This window comes from Noviherbaspirillum humi (genome assembly GCF_900188095.1).
Taxonomy (GTDB): domain Bacteria; phylum Pseudomonadota; class Gammaproteobacteria; order Burkholderiales; family Burkholderiaceae_D; genus Noviherbaspirillum; species Noviherbaspirillum humi.
In genome coordinates, this window is the sequence record NZ_FZOT01000017.1 from 13,555 (window position 1) to 27,839 (window position 14,285).

Consider the following 14,285-nt stretch of genomic DNA (forward strand, 5'->3'; position numbering starts at 1 on the left):
CTGTTCGTCTCAGCTGCGGTGATTCAGAAGGAAGCCTGTCCGGTCAGCATCTGCCAGTACATCACCCAATCGCCCATCAATGAATAAAGCGGGTGCTTGAAGGTCATCGGCTGATTTTTCTCAAAGAAAAAATGGCCGATCCAGGCAAAACCGTAGCCTGCAGTCAGCGCCCCGAGCAGCCACCAGAAGTTGCCCGTGACCAGCGCCACGCCGATGCAGATCAGCGCAAGCGTCGATCCGGCGAAATGCAGCTCCCGGCAGGTGCGGTTTGAATGTTCGCTCAGATAAACCGGGTAGAAGTCGTCGAAGGAAGCGAAATCCCGTTTAAGCACGGTGGACATGGTGTTCTCCCCAAGGAATCGATGTGTTCAGCGTAGTCCCAAATCCGGCGATTGCAACCCATTCATGCCGTCGCGAAGTCGAACAGATGGTCGAGCACCGCGTCCGGCTGATCCGTCATCAATGCATGGCCGCAAGGCAGCTGCGTTACTTTCGCCTGCGGCAGCGCGGTGGTCAGCCGGGCGGCGGCCTTGGGCGGCGTCATCTGATCGCTTTGCCCCAGCAGGAACAGGGTCGGACAGGTTACGGCTCGCGCCGCTTCCTCGCCGCCGGCGTAGGCGTTGCAGGCGCTGAAGTCGGTATGGAACACCGGTTCCGGATTAGTTTGCGCAATGCGCTGCATCAGGCGGCGGTTGCCGCCCTGAACCGAAAAGCCTGGTCCCGGAAACGAAGGCTTCTGGGCGATGCCGGAATGCGACCAGATGTTCACCATATCGATCGCCTGCTGCGGCTTTTCTCGTGAGGTTTCCAGCAGCGCCGGCGACACCCGCATCGGGAAGGCGGTTGCCAGCAAGGCCAGTTTGCACACCCGCTGCGGGGCGTCGGCGGCCGCCTGCAGGGCGATGAGCGAGCCCATGCTGTGGCCAGCGAGCAGGGCCTTTTCCACGCCGGCCGCATCCAGCAGCGCGAGGATCCACTGCGCCATGGCGTCGACGCTGGTCAGCGCCGGTCCGCCGCTGCGGCCGTGACCAGGCAGGTCGGGCGCCAGCACCGCATGGCCATGATGGGCGAAATAGCGCGACTGCAGGGCCCAGACCGAGTGGTCATGCTGGGCGCCATGAATGAAGACAACACAGGGCAATGCCGGATCGAACGGCTTGCCGCCGGTGTAGCAGTAAGCAGGTTTCCCGTAAACCTGGAGCAGCATGGTCAGGCTCCTTTCTGGGCGGCTCGCAAGCCGCGCGACAGGTCTTCGATCAGGTCGTCAGCATCCTCAAGCCCCACCGACAGGCGCATCGTGCCTTCCCGTATGCCGGCGGCTTCCAGTTGCGCCGCCGGCACCCGAAAATGCGTGGTGGAGGCGGGATGGATCACCAGCGACTTGGCGTCGCCCACGTTGGCCAGATGGGAAAAGATGCGCAGCGCTTCAACGAAGCGCCGGCCCGCCGCCCGGTCGCCTTTGATGCTGAAGGAGAACACCGCGCCGCAGCCTCTGGGCAGCAGCTGCCGCGCCAGCGCATGGTCGGGATGGTTTTCCAGCTCCGGATACGAAACGGACTCCACCGCCGGATGGGCAGCGAGAAACGCCACCACGCGGCGGGTATTGGCAACGTGGCGCTCCATGCGCAGGCTCAACGTTTCGATGCCCTGCAGGATGGCGAAGGCATTGTGCGGACTCATCACCGCGCCGAAGTCGCGCAGACCCTCGCGCCGCGCCCGCAGCGAAAAGGCGGCGACGCTGGATTCCTCGGTGAAGACCATGCCATGGAAACCGTCGTACGGTTCGCACAATTCGGCGAAGCGGCCGGTCTTTTCGTAGGCCAGCTGCCAGTCGAAGGTGCCGCCGTCGACCAGCAGGCCGCCGATGGCGGTGCCATGGCCGCAGAGGAATTTGGTGGCGGAGTGGAAGACGAGGTCGGCGCCGTGATCGAAGGGCTTGAGCAGGTAGGGCGTGGTGAAGGTGCCGTCCACCATCAGCGGCAGGTGATGCTCATGCGCCAACTGCGACAGGCGCGGGATGTCCAGCACATCCAGGCCCGGATTGCCGAGGGTCTCGCCGAACAGGACTTTGGTATTGGGGCGGATGGCGGCGCGCCAGGCGTCGATGTCGCGCGGGTTCACGAAGGTGGTCTCGATGCCGAAACGCTTGAGCGTGTAGGCAAGCAAGTTCTGCGAGCCGCCATACAGCGCGCGCGACGCGACGATATGGGAACCGGCGCCGGCGATGGTGCTCAGCCCGAGGTGCATCGCCGCCTGTCCGCTGGCCACCGCCAGGCCGGCCACGCCGCCTTCCAGCGCCGCGATGCGTTCCTCCAGCACCGCATTCGTCGGATTCGAGATGCGCGAATACACATGGCCGGCGCGCTCCATGTTGAACAGGGCCGCCGCATGGTCGGAATCCTTGAAGACGAAGGACGTGGTGAGGTAGATCGGGGTGGCGCGGGCGCCGGTCGCCGGATCGGGCGCCGCGCCGGCATGCAGGGCCAGGGTATCGAAACCGGGATAATGCGGTTCGCCGCTCATTGGCGTGTCTCCTGTTCTGGGGTAAGCATTCTTATGCCTGCCATCCTAACACCGAATGCGCTCTGTCCAGGCTCATGCCGCGGTCGCTCCCTGCTGGATTTTTGCGGCGCGTTAGGCTACATTGCTCGTGTAAAAACGATAACCTAAAGGGCAAAGCATGAAAGTATCCGAGATCCTCAAGGTCAAGGGAGACATCCTCTACACAGTCAGCCCGGATACGCCGATGCGCGACGCTGTCGACACCATGGCCGAGCGGGATATCGGTTCCCTGGTGGTGATGGAGTTCGGCGAACTGGTCGGCATGCTCACCTTCCGCGAAGTAATGAAGACGCTGTACCAGAACAAGGGCAGCATCGGCACCGAGACCGTGCGCAAGCACATGGACGATCATCCGATCTCGATCACGCCCGACACCGAGGTGAACGAAGTGCGGCGCCTGATGCTGGAGCGCCATGCGCGCTACGTTCCGGTGATGGACGCCAAGACCTTGCTAGGTGTCATATCGTTCTACGACGTCGCCAAGGCAGTGCTGGAGGCGCAGAGCTTCGAGAACAAGATGCTCAAGGCCTACATCCGCGACTGGCCGGCCGAAACCGACGAATAATCTTTCTTATTCCGCCTTCCTGCATGTTTTCACGCTCTCGGGCGCGCTTTTCCGGATCGATGGCCGTCCTGGCGGCGGCCGTTAATCCGGCTCAATACGGTAGAATGCTGGCTTTCCTGCATCTCCTCCATTCCTACCATGTCCGGCAATACCATAGGCACGCTCTTCACAGTCACTACCTTCGGCGAATCCCATGGGCCGGCCATCGGCTGCGTGGTGGATGGCTGCCCGCCGGGCATGGAACTGTCGGAAGCCGACATCCAGCCCGAGCTCGACAGGCGCAAGCCAGGCACCTCGCGCCACGTCACCCAGCGCCAGGAAGCTGATCGGGTTGAAATCCTGTCCGGCGTTTTTGAAGGCAGGACCACCGGCACGCCGATCGCGCTGCTGATCCGCAATGAGGATCAGCGTAGCAAGGACTACGGCAACATCCTCGATACCTTCCGCCCCGGTCACGCCGACTACACCTATTGGCAGAAATACGGGATTCGCGATCCCCGCGGCGGCGGCCGTTCCTCCGCGCGGCTGACCGCGCCGGTCGTCGGCGCGGCGGCGATCGCCCGCAAGTGGCTGCAGCTGCAGTACGGCACCCGCTTCAAGGGATGCATGAGCCAGCTCGGCGAGTTGCCGATCCCGTTCGAATCCTGGGAACATGTGCCGAACAATCCTTTCTTCGCCGCCAATGCCGGCATGATCCCGCAGCTCGAGGAGTACATGGATGCGCTGCGCAAGAGCGGCGATTCCTGCGGCGCCCGCATCGACGTGGTGGCCGAGAACGTGCCGGTCGGCCTGGGCGAACCGCTCTACGACAAGCTGGATGCCGACATCGCCCACGCCATGATGGGCATCAACGCGGTCAAGGGCGTGGAGATCGGCGCCGGCTTCCGCTCCATCGCGCAGAAAGGCAGCGAACACGGCGACGAACTGACGCCGGAAGGCTTCGTCACCAACAATGCCGGCGGCATCCTCGGCGGGATCTCGACCGGCCAGGACATCACCGTGTCTATCGCCATCAAGCCCACCTCCAGCATCCGCACGCCGCGCCGCTCGATCGACAAGGATGGCAAGCCGATCAGCGTCGAAACCTTCGGCCGCCACGATCCCTGCGTCGGCATCCGCGCCACGCCGATCGCCGAAGCCATGCTGGCGCTGGTCCTGATGGACCATGCCCTGCGCCATCGCGCGCAATGCGGCGACGTCAGCGTTGCCACGCCGCGCATTGCCGCGGCTGTCGGACGGGCCGGCTGATCAATTCCTTCATTCCCAGCGGCGCCCGGCGCCGCTGAATCCATTTTTCCAATCATCGCGTCAGAAGGGGCGGGCTCCGGGCCGGCCTGCGCAATCGGAATCTTCCTGGAACGACCGTGCATCAGCCCATCAGGTCCCGACAATTCGCCAGCTTTGCCCTGTTCTTCTTCGCCTATTACGGTTACGTGGGCGTGTTCTCCCCCTATGCCAGCCTGTATTTTGCCGACAAGGGCATGAATGCGGCCCAGATCGGCCTGCTGATGTCGCTGATGCAGGTGATGCGCATTTTCGGTCCCAACCTGTGGGGCTGGATCGCCGACCATACCGGCAAACGGGTGGGCGTGCTGCGGCTGACGGCGCTGGCGGCGGTAAGCTGCTTCGGCGGCATGTTCTTCGGCAGCAGCTTCACCTGGTTCTTCCTGGTGATGGTGGCGGTGAATACCTTCACCAGCGCGCAGGGGCCGCTGTCCGAGGCGCTGATGCTGTCCGAAATGCGGGGCGATCTGAGCCACTATGGCCGCATCCGCCTGTGGGGCTCGGTCGGCTTCATCGCCAGCGTGTCGGTGGCGGGCAAGTTGCTCGACTGGTGGGGGATCGATGCCATGCCATGGATTGCCTTGAGCCTGCTGGCCCTGGTGCTGGCGGCGTCGCTGAGCATGCGCGAGGCGCCTGCCGCGGCGGAACATGGCATGCCGCCGGCAGTGGCCAGCCTGCTGCGGCGGCCGGAGGTGGCAGCTTTCTTCGCGTCCACCTTTCTCATGATCGCCGCCCATGCCTCGCTGTACGTGTTTTATTCGCTGTACCTGGCGCAGCTCGGGTACAGCAATACGCTGATCGGGCTGATGTGGTCGCTCGGCGTGATCGTCGAAATCGTGTTCTTCTACTACCAGGCGCCGCTGTTTCGCCATTTCGGCATCCGCAAGCTGATGCTGGCCAGCCTGTGGCTGGGCGTGATCCGCTTTCTGCTGATCGGCTACGGCGCCGATTCGGTCGTCCTGCTGCTCATCGCTCAGGTCTTGCATGCGGCGACTTTCGCCACCCATCATTCGGCATCGGTGGCAACGCTGCAGCGCTGGTTCTCGGGGCCGCTGCAGGCGCGCGGCCAGGCACTGTTCACTAGCATTTCCTATGGCCTCGGCGGCACGCTTGGTGGTTTAATTCTGGGTTACTGCTGGGACTCACTGGGTTCCCGCACGGTCTATCTCGCGGCTGCCTTGTTTTCGCTGCTGGCGGCGGTGGCAGCCGCATTGTCGTATCGTTGGCAAGCCCGAGGACACGTTAAAGGAGAGTAAATGACGAGGTTAACAAGGTACGCATTTCAGAAGTCCATGTTGTGCCTGCTGACGGCAGCCTCCTTGTCTGCTTGCGAGACGGTGCAAACGACCCAGGCCGGCACAGTCGGTGTCGACCGCAGCCAGCGCATGATGGTGCCGGCGGCGGAAATCGAGAACGCGGCACGCCAGGAGTATGGACAGCTGATCGCCAAGGCAGGCCAGCAGGGCGTGTTGAACCGCAACCCGACCCAGGTGGAGCGGGTGAGGGCGGTGGTCAATCGCCTCATCCCGCAAGCGGTGAATTTCCGCCCTGACGCGGTGAAATGGGCTTGGGAAACCAATGTGCTGAGTTCGGCCGAAGTCAACGCCTGGTGCATGCCGGGTGGGAAAATGGCTGTCTACACCGGCTTGATCGAGAAGTTGCGCGTCACCGACGATGAACTGGCGGCGGTGATGGGCCATGAAATCGCGCATGCGCTGCGGGAGCATGCCCGGGAGCGGGCTTCGCAGCAGATGGTGGCCAATAGCGTGATCACTGTCGGCTCGGCCCTGCTGGGCCTTGGCGAACTGGGGCAGAAGGGTGCCGAATTTGCCTACATGGGCTTGCTCGGCCTGCCGAATTCCCGCGCTCATGAAACCGAGGCCGACCGGGTCGGGATCGAACTGGCCGCCCGCGCCGGCTATGATCCGCGGGCAGCCATCACCCTGTGGCAGAAAATGGCCCAGGCCGGCGGAGGCGAAGCGCCGAAATTCCTGTCCACCCATCCCTCCCGTGAAGATCGCTTGAACGACCTGACGGTGTATTCCCAGCGAGTCATGCCGCTTTACGAGCAGGCCAGAAGCCGGCGCTGAGGTTGGTTGTCATTTCCATAATCGAAAACGCCCGCCCTCTGTTCGGAGGGCGTTTTTCATTGCATAAAATCGTTCGCGTGTCGATAAGCGACTGGCCCGCTATGGCATAATCAAGAGTTATTCATCTTGATTCGCCTCACTCCTACCGTTGACCATGGCCAAGACTCTTTACGACAAACTCTGGGAATCGCACGTCGTCCATACCGAGCCGGACGGCACCGCCATCCTGTACATCGACCGTCATCTGGTGCATGAAGTCACCAGCCCGCAAGCTTTCGAAGGCCTGAAGCTGGCCGGCCGCAAGCCGTGGCGCGTGTCGGCGAACCTGGCGGTGGCGGACCACAACGTGCCGACCACCAACCGTGACGAAGGCATCGCCGATCCGGTGTCGCGCCTGCAGGTGGAAACCCTGGACGCCAATGCCAAGGAACACAAGCTGACCTACTTCAGCATGCGCGACAAGCGCCAGGGCATCGTGCACGTGATCGGGCCGGAGCAGGGCGCGACGCTGCCAGGCATGACGGTGGTGTGCGGCGACTCCCACACCTCCACCCACGGCGCCTTCGGCTGCCTGGCGCACGGCATCGGCACCTCGGAAGTCGAGCACGTGCTGGCCACCCAGACCCTGCTGGCCAAGAAGTCCAAGGCCATGCTGATCCAGGTCGATGGCGAGCTGCCCTTCGGCGTCACCGCCAAGGACATCGTGCTGGCGATCATCGGCAAGATCGGCACCGCCGGCGGCACCGGCTACGCCATCGAGTTCGCCGGCTCGGCCATCCGCTCGCTGTCGATGGAAGGCCGCATGACCGTCTGCAATATGGCGATCGAAGCCGGCGCCCGTGCCGGCATGGTGGCGGTCGATGAGATCACCATCAACTACGTCAAGGGCCGTCCACTTTCGCCGGTCGGTCCGCACTGGGATCGCGCGGTCGACTACTGGCGTACCCTGCACTCCGACCCGGGCGCGAAGTTCGACCTGGTGGTGACCCTGAATGCCGCCGAAATCAAGCCGCAAGTCACCTGGGGCACCTCGCCCGAGATGGTGGTGCCGGTGGATGACCGCGTGCCTGATCCCGACAAGGAAAAAGATCCGGTCAAGCGCGACGCCATGGAAAAGGCGCTGGTCTACATGGGCCTGAAGCCCAATACCGCCATGTCCGACATCCGCATCGACAAGGTCTTCATCGGCTCCTGCACCAATTCCCGCATCGAGGACCTGCGCGCCGCCGCGGCTGTCGTGCGCGGCAAGCAGCGCGCCTCCAACGTCAAGCTGGCGATGGTGGTGCCGGGTTCCGGCCTGGTGAAGGAGCAGGCCGAGCGCGAAGGCCTGGACAAGATCTTCAAGGAAGCCGGCTTCGAATGGCGCGAGCCGGGCTGCTCCATGTGCCTGGCAATGAACGCCGACCGCCTGGAGCCGGGCGAGCGCTGCGCCTCCACCTCGAACCGCAATTTCGAAGGCCGCCAGGGCCAGGGCGGCCGCACCCATCTGGTGTCGCCTGCCATGGCAGCAGCGGCGGGCATCGCCGGCCATTTCGTCGACGTGCGCGGCGTGCGCTGAGCCTCCGCGCTTCACACAGGGAGTCATAACAATGAAAAAGACTTTGCTGCTGTTGCTGTCCGCCTGCATCGCCGTCCTGATGGTCGGCTGCAACACCATGCAGGGCATGGGCAAGGATGTGAAACGCATGGGCGAGGCGGTCGAGAACGCCGCCAAGAAGTAAGTTCAGATACGGCGGGCAGCCAGCCGACAAGCGCGCCCGCCGACAGCCGAGAGAACAAGCATGGACAAATTTACCGTACACGATGGACTGGTCGCTCCGCTGGATCGCCCCAACGTCGACACCGACGCCATCATCCCGAAGCAATTCCTGAAGTCGATCAAGCGCACCGGTTTCGGCGAGAACCTGTTCGATGAATGGCGTTACCTCGATCATGGCGAACCCGGCATGGACAATGCGAAGCGTCCGGTCAACCCGGACTTCGTGCTCAACCAGCCGCGCTACCAGGGCGCTTCCATCCTGCTCACCCGCAAGAACTTCGGTTGCGGCTCTTCGCGCGAGCATGCGCCGTGGGCACTGCAGCAGTTCGGCTTCCGCGCCGTGATCGCGCCGAGCTTCGCCGACATCTTCTTCAACAACTGCTTCAAGAACGGCCTGCTGCCGATCGCGCTCACCGAGTCGCAGGTCGACCACCTGTTCAATGAAGTCAAGGCTTTCCCCGGCTATCGCCTGGTAATCGACCTGGAGAAGCAAACCGTCGGCAACATGAACGGCAGCGCGGTCTATCCTTTCGAGATCGATCAGTTCCGAAAGTATTGCCTGCTCAACGGCCTGGACGACATCGGCCTGACCCTGCGCCATGCCGACGTGATCCGCGCTTATGAAGAACGCCATCTCTCCAGCCAGCCCTGGCTGGCCAATACCATCTGACGCGCATAAGAACGATAATGAAGATCGCAATTCTCCCCGGCGACGGCATTGGCCCTGAAATCATCGAGCAGGCAGTTCGCGTACTCAATACCCTCGATGAGAAGTTTGAAATGGAAACCGCGCCGGTCGGAGGCGCCGGCTACGAGGCGCACGGCCACCCGCTGCCGGAAGGCACGCTGAAGCTGGCCAAGGAAGCGGATGCGGTGCTGTTCGGCGCGGTCGGCGACTGGAAATACGACACGCTGGACCGGCCGCTGCGTCCGGAGCAGGCGATTCTCGGTCTGCGCAAGAACCTGAACCTGTTTGCCAATCTGCGTCCCGCCATCCTGTATCCCGAATTGGCCGGCGCTTCCACGCTGAAGCCGGAAGTGGTTTCCGGTCTGGACATCCTGATCATCCGCGAACTGACCGGCGACATCTATTTCGGCCAGCCGCGCGGCGTGCGCACCGCGCCGGACGGCGCCTTCAAGGGCGAGCGCGAAGGCTTCGATACCATGCGCTATGCCGAGACCGAAATCCGTCGCATCGCCCACGTGGCGTTCCAGGCCGCCCGCAAGCGCGGCAAGCGCCTGACCAGCGTCGACAAGGCGAATGTGCTGGAGACTTTCCAGTTCTGGAAGGACATCGTCACCGACGTGTCCAAGGACTATCCGGACGTGGCGCTGGACCACATGTACGTCGACAATGCGGCCATGCAGCTGGTACGCGCGCCGAAGAAGTTCGATGTCATCGTCACCGGCAACATGTTCGGCGACATCCTGTCCGATGCAGCGGCGATGCTCACCGGCTCCATCGGCATGCTGCCGTCCGCCTCGCTGGATGCGAACAACAAGGGCCTGTACGAGCCGTCGCACGGCTCCGCGCCGGACATCGCCGGCAAGGGCGTCGCCAATCCGCTGGCGACCATCCTGTCGGCGGCGATGATGCTGCGCTACTCGTTGAACAAGGCCGAGCAGGCCGACCGCATCGAAGCCGCAGTGAAGCAGGTGCTGGCGCAGGGCCTGCGCACGCCCGATATTTATGAAGAAGGCACCACCAAGGTCGGCACCCGTGAAATGGGTGACGCGGTGGTCAAGGCATTGGCCTGAATGAATCTGAATTAAGCCAAGGAGAAAATGGTGAAGCTAGTTGGTCTGGTAGGTTGGCGCGGCATGGTGGGTTCGGTCCTGATGCAGCGCATGCAGGAAGAGGGCGATTTCGCCCACATCGAGCCGGTGTTCTTTTCGACGTCCAATGCCGGCGGCAAGGCCCCGGCCATGGCCAAGAACGAGACCGCGCTCAAGGATGCGGGCAATATCGACGAGCTGAAGAAGTGCGACATCATCCTGACCTGCCAGGGTGGCGACTACACCACCGAGATCTATCCGCAGCTGCGCGCTGCCGGCTGGAACGGCTACTGGATTGATGCCGCTTCTACCCTGCGCATGAAGGATGACGCCATCATCGTGCTGGATCCGGTCAACCTCGACGTTATCAAGTCGGCGCTCAAGCGCGGCGTCAAGAACTACATCGGCGGCAACTGCACCGTGTCCTGCATGTTGATGGGCCTCGGCGGCCTGTTCCAAAACGACCTGGTGGAGTGGATGACTTCCATGACCTATCAGGCGGCTTCCGGCGGCGGCGCTCAGCACATGCGCGAGCTGCTGACTCAATTCGGCAGCATCAATGCCGAAGTGAAGGCGCTGCTCGACGATCCGGCTTCCGCCATCCTCGAAATCGACCGCAAGGTGCTGGCCAAGCAGCATTCCATGACCGCCGAGGAAACCAAGCAGTTCGGCGTGCCGCTCGGCGGCAACCTGATTCCCTGGATCGACAAGGATCTGGGCAACGGCGTGTCGCGCGAAGAGTGGAAGGGCGGCGCCGAGACCAACAAGATCCTCGGCCGCGGCGAAGGCTTCGGTCCCGGCGCCGAGCCCGCGATTGCAGTCGATGGCCTGTGCGTGCGCATCGGCGCCATGCGCTGCCATTCCCAGGCACTGACCATCAAGCTGCGCAAGGACGTTCCGCTGGATGAGATCGAAGGCATCATCGCCGAGAACAACCAGTGGGTGAAGGTCGTTCCGAACACCCGCGAAGCATCGATGAAGGACCTGACGCCGGCCGCCACCACCGGAAGCCTGACCATCCCGGTCGGCCGTCTGCGCAAGATGCAGATGGGCGGCGAATACTTGTCAGCCTTTACCGTCGGCGACCAGCTGCTGTGGGGCGCGGCCGAACCGCTGCGCCGCATGCTGCGCATCGTGCTGGAAGACTGACGCTTTCACTCATAAAGGCCTGAACGACAGCATCCCTATGTTGTCATTCAGGCCTTTTTGTTGTCCTGTGGCAACGAAATGCCAATGACCTATGGCATGCGCTTCGATGCAAAGGTCTCAAGAAACCGTGAGAATTCATCGACTTACGTGCGAAAGTTGCCGATGACGTGGTGAAACTTCCGCAAAACAATGTTACAGTGGCCCGGCACACAGTATCCGCCGAACTTGCATCCGGAATCCTTCCATGCCATTGAAAAACTCTCGTCGAACCCGCTCCCAGATGGCTTTCCTCGGTCTGAAGACGCTTAGCGCTGCGGTGTTGTCCACACTCGTCCTGTCGCAGGCTTCGGCCGCCGGGCTGGGCAAGCTCACCGTACTCTCCGCGCTTGGCCAACCTTTGAGAGCGGAAATCGAGGTGAGCGCCGTCTCCAAGGAAGAGGCTGGCGCGCTCGTGGCCAAACTGGCTTCGCCGGAAGCCTACCGCCAGGCGAATGTCGAACTCAATGCCGCGCTGCTGTCGCTGCGTTTCGCCGTCGATCAGCGGGGGGAAAAGGCAACGATCCGGGTAAGCTCCGCCCAGCCGATCAATGAGCCGTTCGTCGACATGCTGCTGGAGCTGACCGGTCCTGGCGGCCGCCTGATCCGGGAATACACTTTCCTGCTCGACCCCGCCGAACTGCGGGCCACTCAGTCGGCACAGGTCAGCCCTGCGACCAGGTCGGACATGCCGGCCGCTGCTGCTGTTCCTGCGCCGCGGCGTCAGGCCGAGCCGGTCGCATCTTCCCCGGCAGCGCCCTCCCGTCCTGTTCCCAATCGTCCGGCAGCGCAACCGCGCGGCCAGGCTGGCATCGCTGCAAATACAGAGGGCGCAGCCGGCGAATACCAAGTCAAATCCGGCGATTCCCTGGCGCGCATCGCGGGTCAAGTCAAGCCGGCCGGCGTATCGCTCGACCAGATGCTGGTGGCGCTGTACCGGGCCAATCCCGAAGCCTTCGCCGGCGAAAACATGAATCGGCTGCGTGCCGGCCGCATCCTGACGGTGCCGGGCGCCGAAGACGTGCGCATGATCGACCAAGGCGAAGCGCGGCAGGTGGTGCTGACCCAGTCAGCCGATTTCAATGCCTATCGCAGCAAGCTGGCATCGCAAGTGTCCGCCTCCGAGGCGCGCAAGACGGCGGAATCGGGACAAAGCGTATCCGGCAAGATCACCGCCAAAGTCGAAGAGCCAGGCGCGCCGGCAAATCAAGCCAAGGACAAGCTGACGCTTTCCAAGGCTGATGCCGGCAATGCTTCGGATCGCAAGGCGGTCGGTCCTTCGGCGGAAGACCAGATCGCCAAGGACAAGGCGCTGGCCGAGGCTCAGGCGCGCATGCGGGAACTGGAGCGTAATGTCTCCGACCTTCAGAAACTGTTGGAGTTGAAGAATAAGGGCCTGGCGGAACAGCAGGATAAGGCTGGCCTGAAGTCGGAAGAGCCGAAGGTGGCCGCCAAACCGGCCGAGCCGGCCAATCCGGCGACTGCGCCGGCGGCGCCCGTTGCGCCCGCCGCCGAAGCGCCGGCACCCGCGAAGGAAGCGGCTACCGAAGCGGGCAAGGCGAGCGCGGAACCTGCGCCGTCGGCCAGCGCGCCTGCGGCCAACCCGGCGCCGGCCAAGCCGAAAGCGGTCCTGGTTCCGGCGCCCACACCGGAACCGAGCCTGGTGGACGATCTCATCGGCAGTCCATTGCTGCCCGGCGCCGGCGCTGTCCTGCTGCTGCTCGGTGCTCTTGGCATCTATCGCGCCCGCCGCAGCAAGCAGCAGAAAAATTTTGCCGACAGCGTCATGCCGGAGTCCAGTCTGAAGACGAACTCCCTCATCGGCACCACCGGCGGACAGAGCATCGACACCAGCAACAGCGTCTTCAACTCGAGCTTCTCGCCGACGGCCAACCAGCTCGACAGCAATGAGGTCGATCCTGTCGCCGAAGCCGATGTCTACATCGCCTATGGCCGGGACGCCCAGGCGGAGGAAATCCTCAAGGAGGCCCTGCGCACCCAGCCCGAGCGTAATGCCGTGCGCCTGAAGCTGCTCGAAATCTATTCCAACCGCAAGGACGCGCGTGCCTTCGAAGTGGTGGCGAGCGAGCTGTACGCCAGCACCAAGGGGCAGGGCGAGGATTGGGCAAGCGCCGCGGCGCTCGGCCTGGCGCTCGATCCGGCCAATCCGCTTTACGCCTCCGACAAGGGCGTGACGGCCACAGCAGCGGATGAGGTTCCAGCGGATCTTGGCGCATCGACCCAGCCTCTCGCGATGGATGAGCCGGCTCCGGCACGTCCGGCCGCAGATTTGGCTGTTGATGAACCGTTGGCCTTCGAGCAGCCCGAGGCCGATTTCGCCAGGGCCGAGCCGTTCATCGCCGACGAGCCTTTGATCGAAGCGCAGGCCGAACCGGCGCCGCAGCCAGCCGCACAGGAAGTGGAACAGCCGGTCTCCGATCTGGGTTCCAACATGCTGGATTTCGATCTTGACGGCATCAGTGCCAAGACGCCGGAAGCGGCCGCGGAGAAGGAATTGCCGCCGCCTGACCTCTCTGCCGACCTCGCCGGAATCAATTTCGATTTCCTCGACCAGTCGACCAGCGAAACGACGAAGCCGGCCGACGCTGGCATGGATCTGCCCGCCAGCCAGTCGACCCAGGATGCAAGTGCCGATTTCAACATCGCATCCTTTATGGACGAACTGGAATCCGGCAAGGCAGAAGGTGCAGTGCCGGCGGCGTCCGGTACCCATGCGGACCAGTCGGAACTGAGCGCTACACCGCTCGATTTCGACCTGTCGGACATCAGTCTTGAACTGGATGACGGCAAGAGCGGCGATGTCGCCGGCGCGGGCGCGAGTCCGGAAGCGGCGAGCGCGGCGGAGATGGCGACGAAGCTTGACTTGGCGCTGGCCTATCATGAGATTGGCGACAAGGAGGGCGCGCGCGAGCTGCTCGACGAAGTCATCAAGGGAGGCACGGCGGAGCAGAGCGAAAGGGCACGTTCCCTGCTGCTCGAACTGGCCTGATCCAGTCAAACGCAAAACGACGGGCGCAAGTAAAATTGCGCCCGTTTCCTTTTT

13 protein-coding genes are annotated in these 14,285 nt (G+C 63.3%); 10 read left to right on the top strand and 3 right to left on the bottom strand.

Annotated features, from left to right (window positions below):
• Positions 1-23: 23 nt before the first annotated feature.
• The 3 genes from CHB88_RS19500 to CHB88_RS19510 all read right to left on the bottom strand — a co-directional run bounded on the left by CHB88_RS19500 (position 24) and on the right by CHB88_RS19510 (position 2,523).
• On the bottom strand, positions 24-341 hold the full coding sequence (locus tag CHB88_RS19500; protein WP_089401017.1) for an Mpo1-like protein: 318 nt from the start codon (positions 339-341) through the stop codon (positions 24-26).
• A 62-nt stretch (positions 342-403) separates the two neighbouring features.
• Entirely contained in the window at positions 404-1,207 is an 804-nt protein-coding gene (locus tag CHB88_RS19505) for an alpha/beta fold hydrolase (protein WP_089401018.1), read from the bottom strand.
• A 2-nt stretch (positions 1,208-1,209) separates the two neighbouring features.
• On the bottom strand, positions 1,210-2,523 hold the full coding sequence (locus CHB88_RS19510) for an O-acetylhomoserine aminocarboxypropyltransferase (RefSeq protein ID WP_089401019.1): 1,314 nt from the start codon (positions 2,521-2,523) through the stop codon (positions 1,210-1,212).
• A 157-nt stretch (positions 2,524-2,680) separates the two neighbouring features.
• Between CHB88_RS19510 and CHB88_RS19515 the strand changes: the two genes are divergently transcribed.
• From CHB88_RS19515 to CHB88_RS19560, 10 genes are all read left to right on the top strand, one after another.
• Positions 2,681-3,127 carry a CBS domain-containing protein gene (locus tag CHB88_RS19515; protein ID WP_089401020.1) on the top strand — a complete coding sequence of 149 codons (447 nt, stop codon included), beginning with the start codon at positions 2,681-2,683 and terminating at the stop codon, positions 3,125-3,127.
• 138 nt (positions 3,128-3,265) lie between these two features.
• Positions 3,266-4,375, top strand: a complete 1,110-nt coding sequence (gene aroC, locus CHB88_RS19520) for a chorismate synthase (protein ID WP_089401021.1) — start codon at positions 3,266-3,268, stop codon at positions 4,373-4,375.
• A gap of 116 nt (positions 4,376-4,491) precedes the next feature.
• Positions 4,492-5,667: an MFS transporter gene (locus tag CHB88_RS19525; protein ID WP_176442562.1), complete on the top strand. Its 1,176-nt coding sequence runs from the start codon at positions 4,492-4,494 to the stop codon at positions 5,665-5,667.
• Positions 5,668-5,703: 36 nt separating this feature from the next.
• Positions 5,704-6,501 carry a M48 family metallopeptidase gene (locus tag CHB88_RS19530; RefSeq protein ID WP_245845093.1) on the top strand — a complete coding sequence of 266 codons (798 nt, stop codon included), beginning with the start codon at positions 5,704-5,706 and terminating at the stop codon, positions 6,499-6,501.
• A 154-nt stretch (positions 6,502-6,655) separates the two neighbouring features.
• Positions 6,656-8,059 carry a 3-isopropylmalate dehydratase large subunit gene (leuC, locus tag CHB88_RS19535; protein WP_089401114.1) on the top strand — a complete coding sequence of 468 codons (1,404 nt, stop codon included), beginning with the start codon at positions 6,656-6,658 and terminating at the stop codon, positions 8,057-8,059.
• 31 nt (positions 8,060-8,090) lie between these two features.
• Positions 8,091-8,222 (top strand): entericidin A/B family lipoprotein, encoded by a 132-nt coding sequence (locus CHB88_RS19540; protein ID WP_089401024.1) that lies wholly within the window; start codon positions 8,091-8,093, stop codon positions 8,220-8,222.
• Positions 8,223-8,282: 60 nt separating this feature from the next.
• Entirely contained in the window at positions 8,283-8,930 is a 648-nt protein-coding gene (gene leuD / locus CHB88_RS19545; RefSeq protein WP_089401025.1) for a 3-isopropylmalate dehydratase small subunit, read from the top strand.
• Positions 8,931-8,947: 17 nt separating this feature from the next.
• On the top strand, positions 8,948-10,018 hold the full coding sequence (gene leuB, locus CHB88_RS19550; RefSeq protein WP_089401026.1) for a 3-isopropylmalate dehydrogenase: 1,071 nt from the start codon (positions 8,948-8,950) through the stop codon (positions 10,016-10,018).
• Between the two features lie 27 nt (positions 10,019-10,045).
• Positions 10,046-11,185: an aspartate-semialdehyde dehydrogenase gene (asd, locus tag CHB88_RS19555; RefSeq protein WP_089401027.1), complete on the top strand. Its 1,140-nt coding sequence runs from the start codon at positions 10,046-10,048 to the stop codon at positions 11,183-11,185.
• A 244-nt stretch (positions 11,186-11,429) separates the two neighbouring features.
• Positions 11,430-14,231: a motility hub landmark protein FimV gene (locus tag CHB88_RS19560; RefSeq protein ID WP_089401028.1), complete on the top strand. Its 2,802-nt coding sequence runs from the start codon at positions 11,430-11,432 to the stop codon at positions 14,229-14,231.
• The last annotated feature ends 54 nt before the right edge of the window (positions 14,232-14,285 follow it).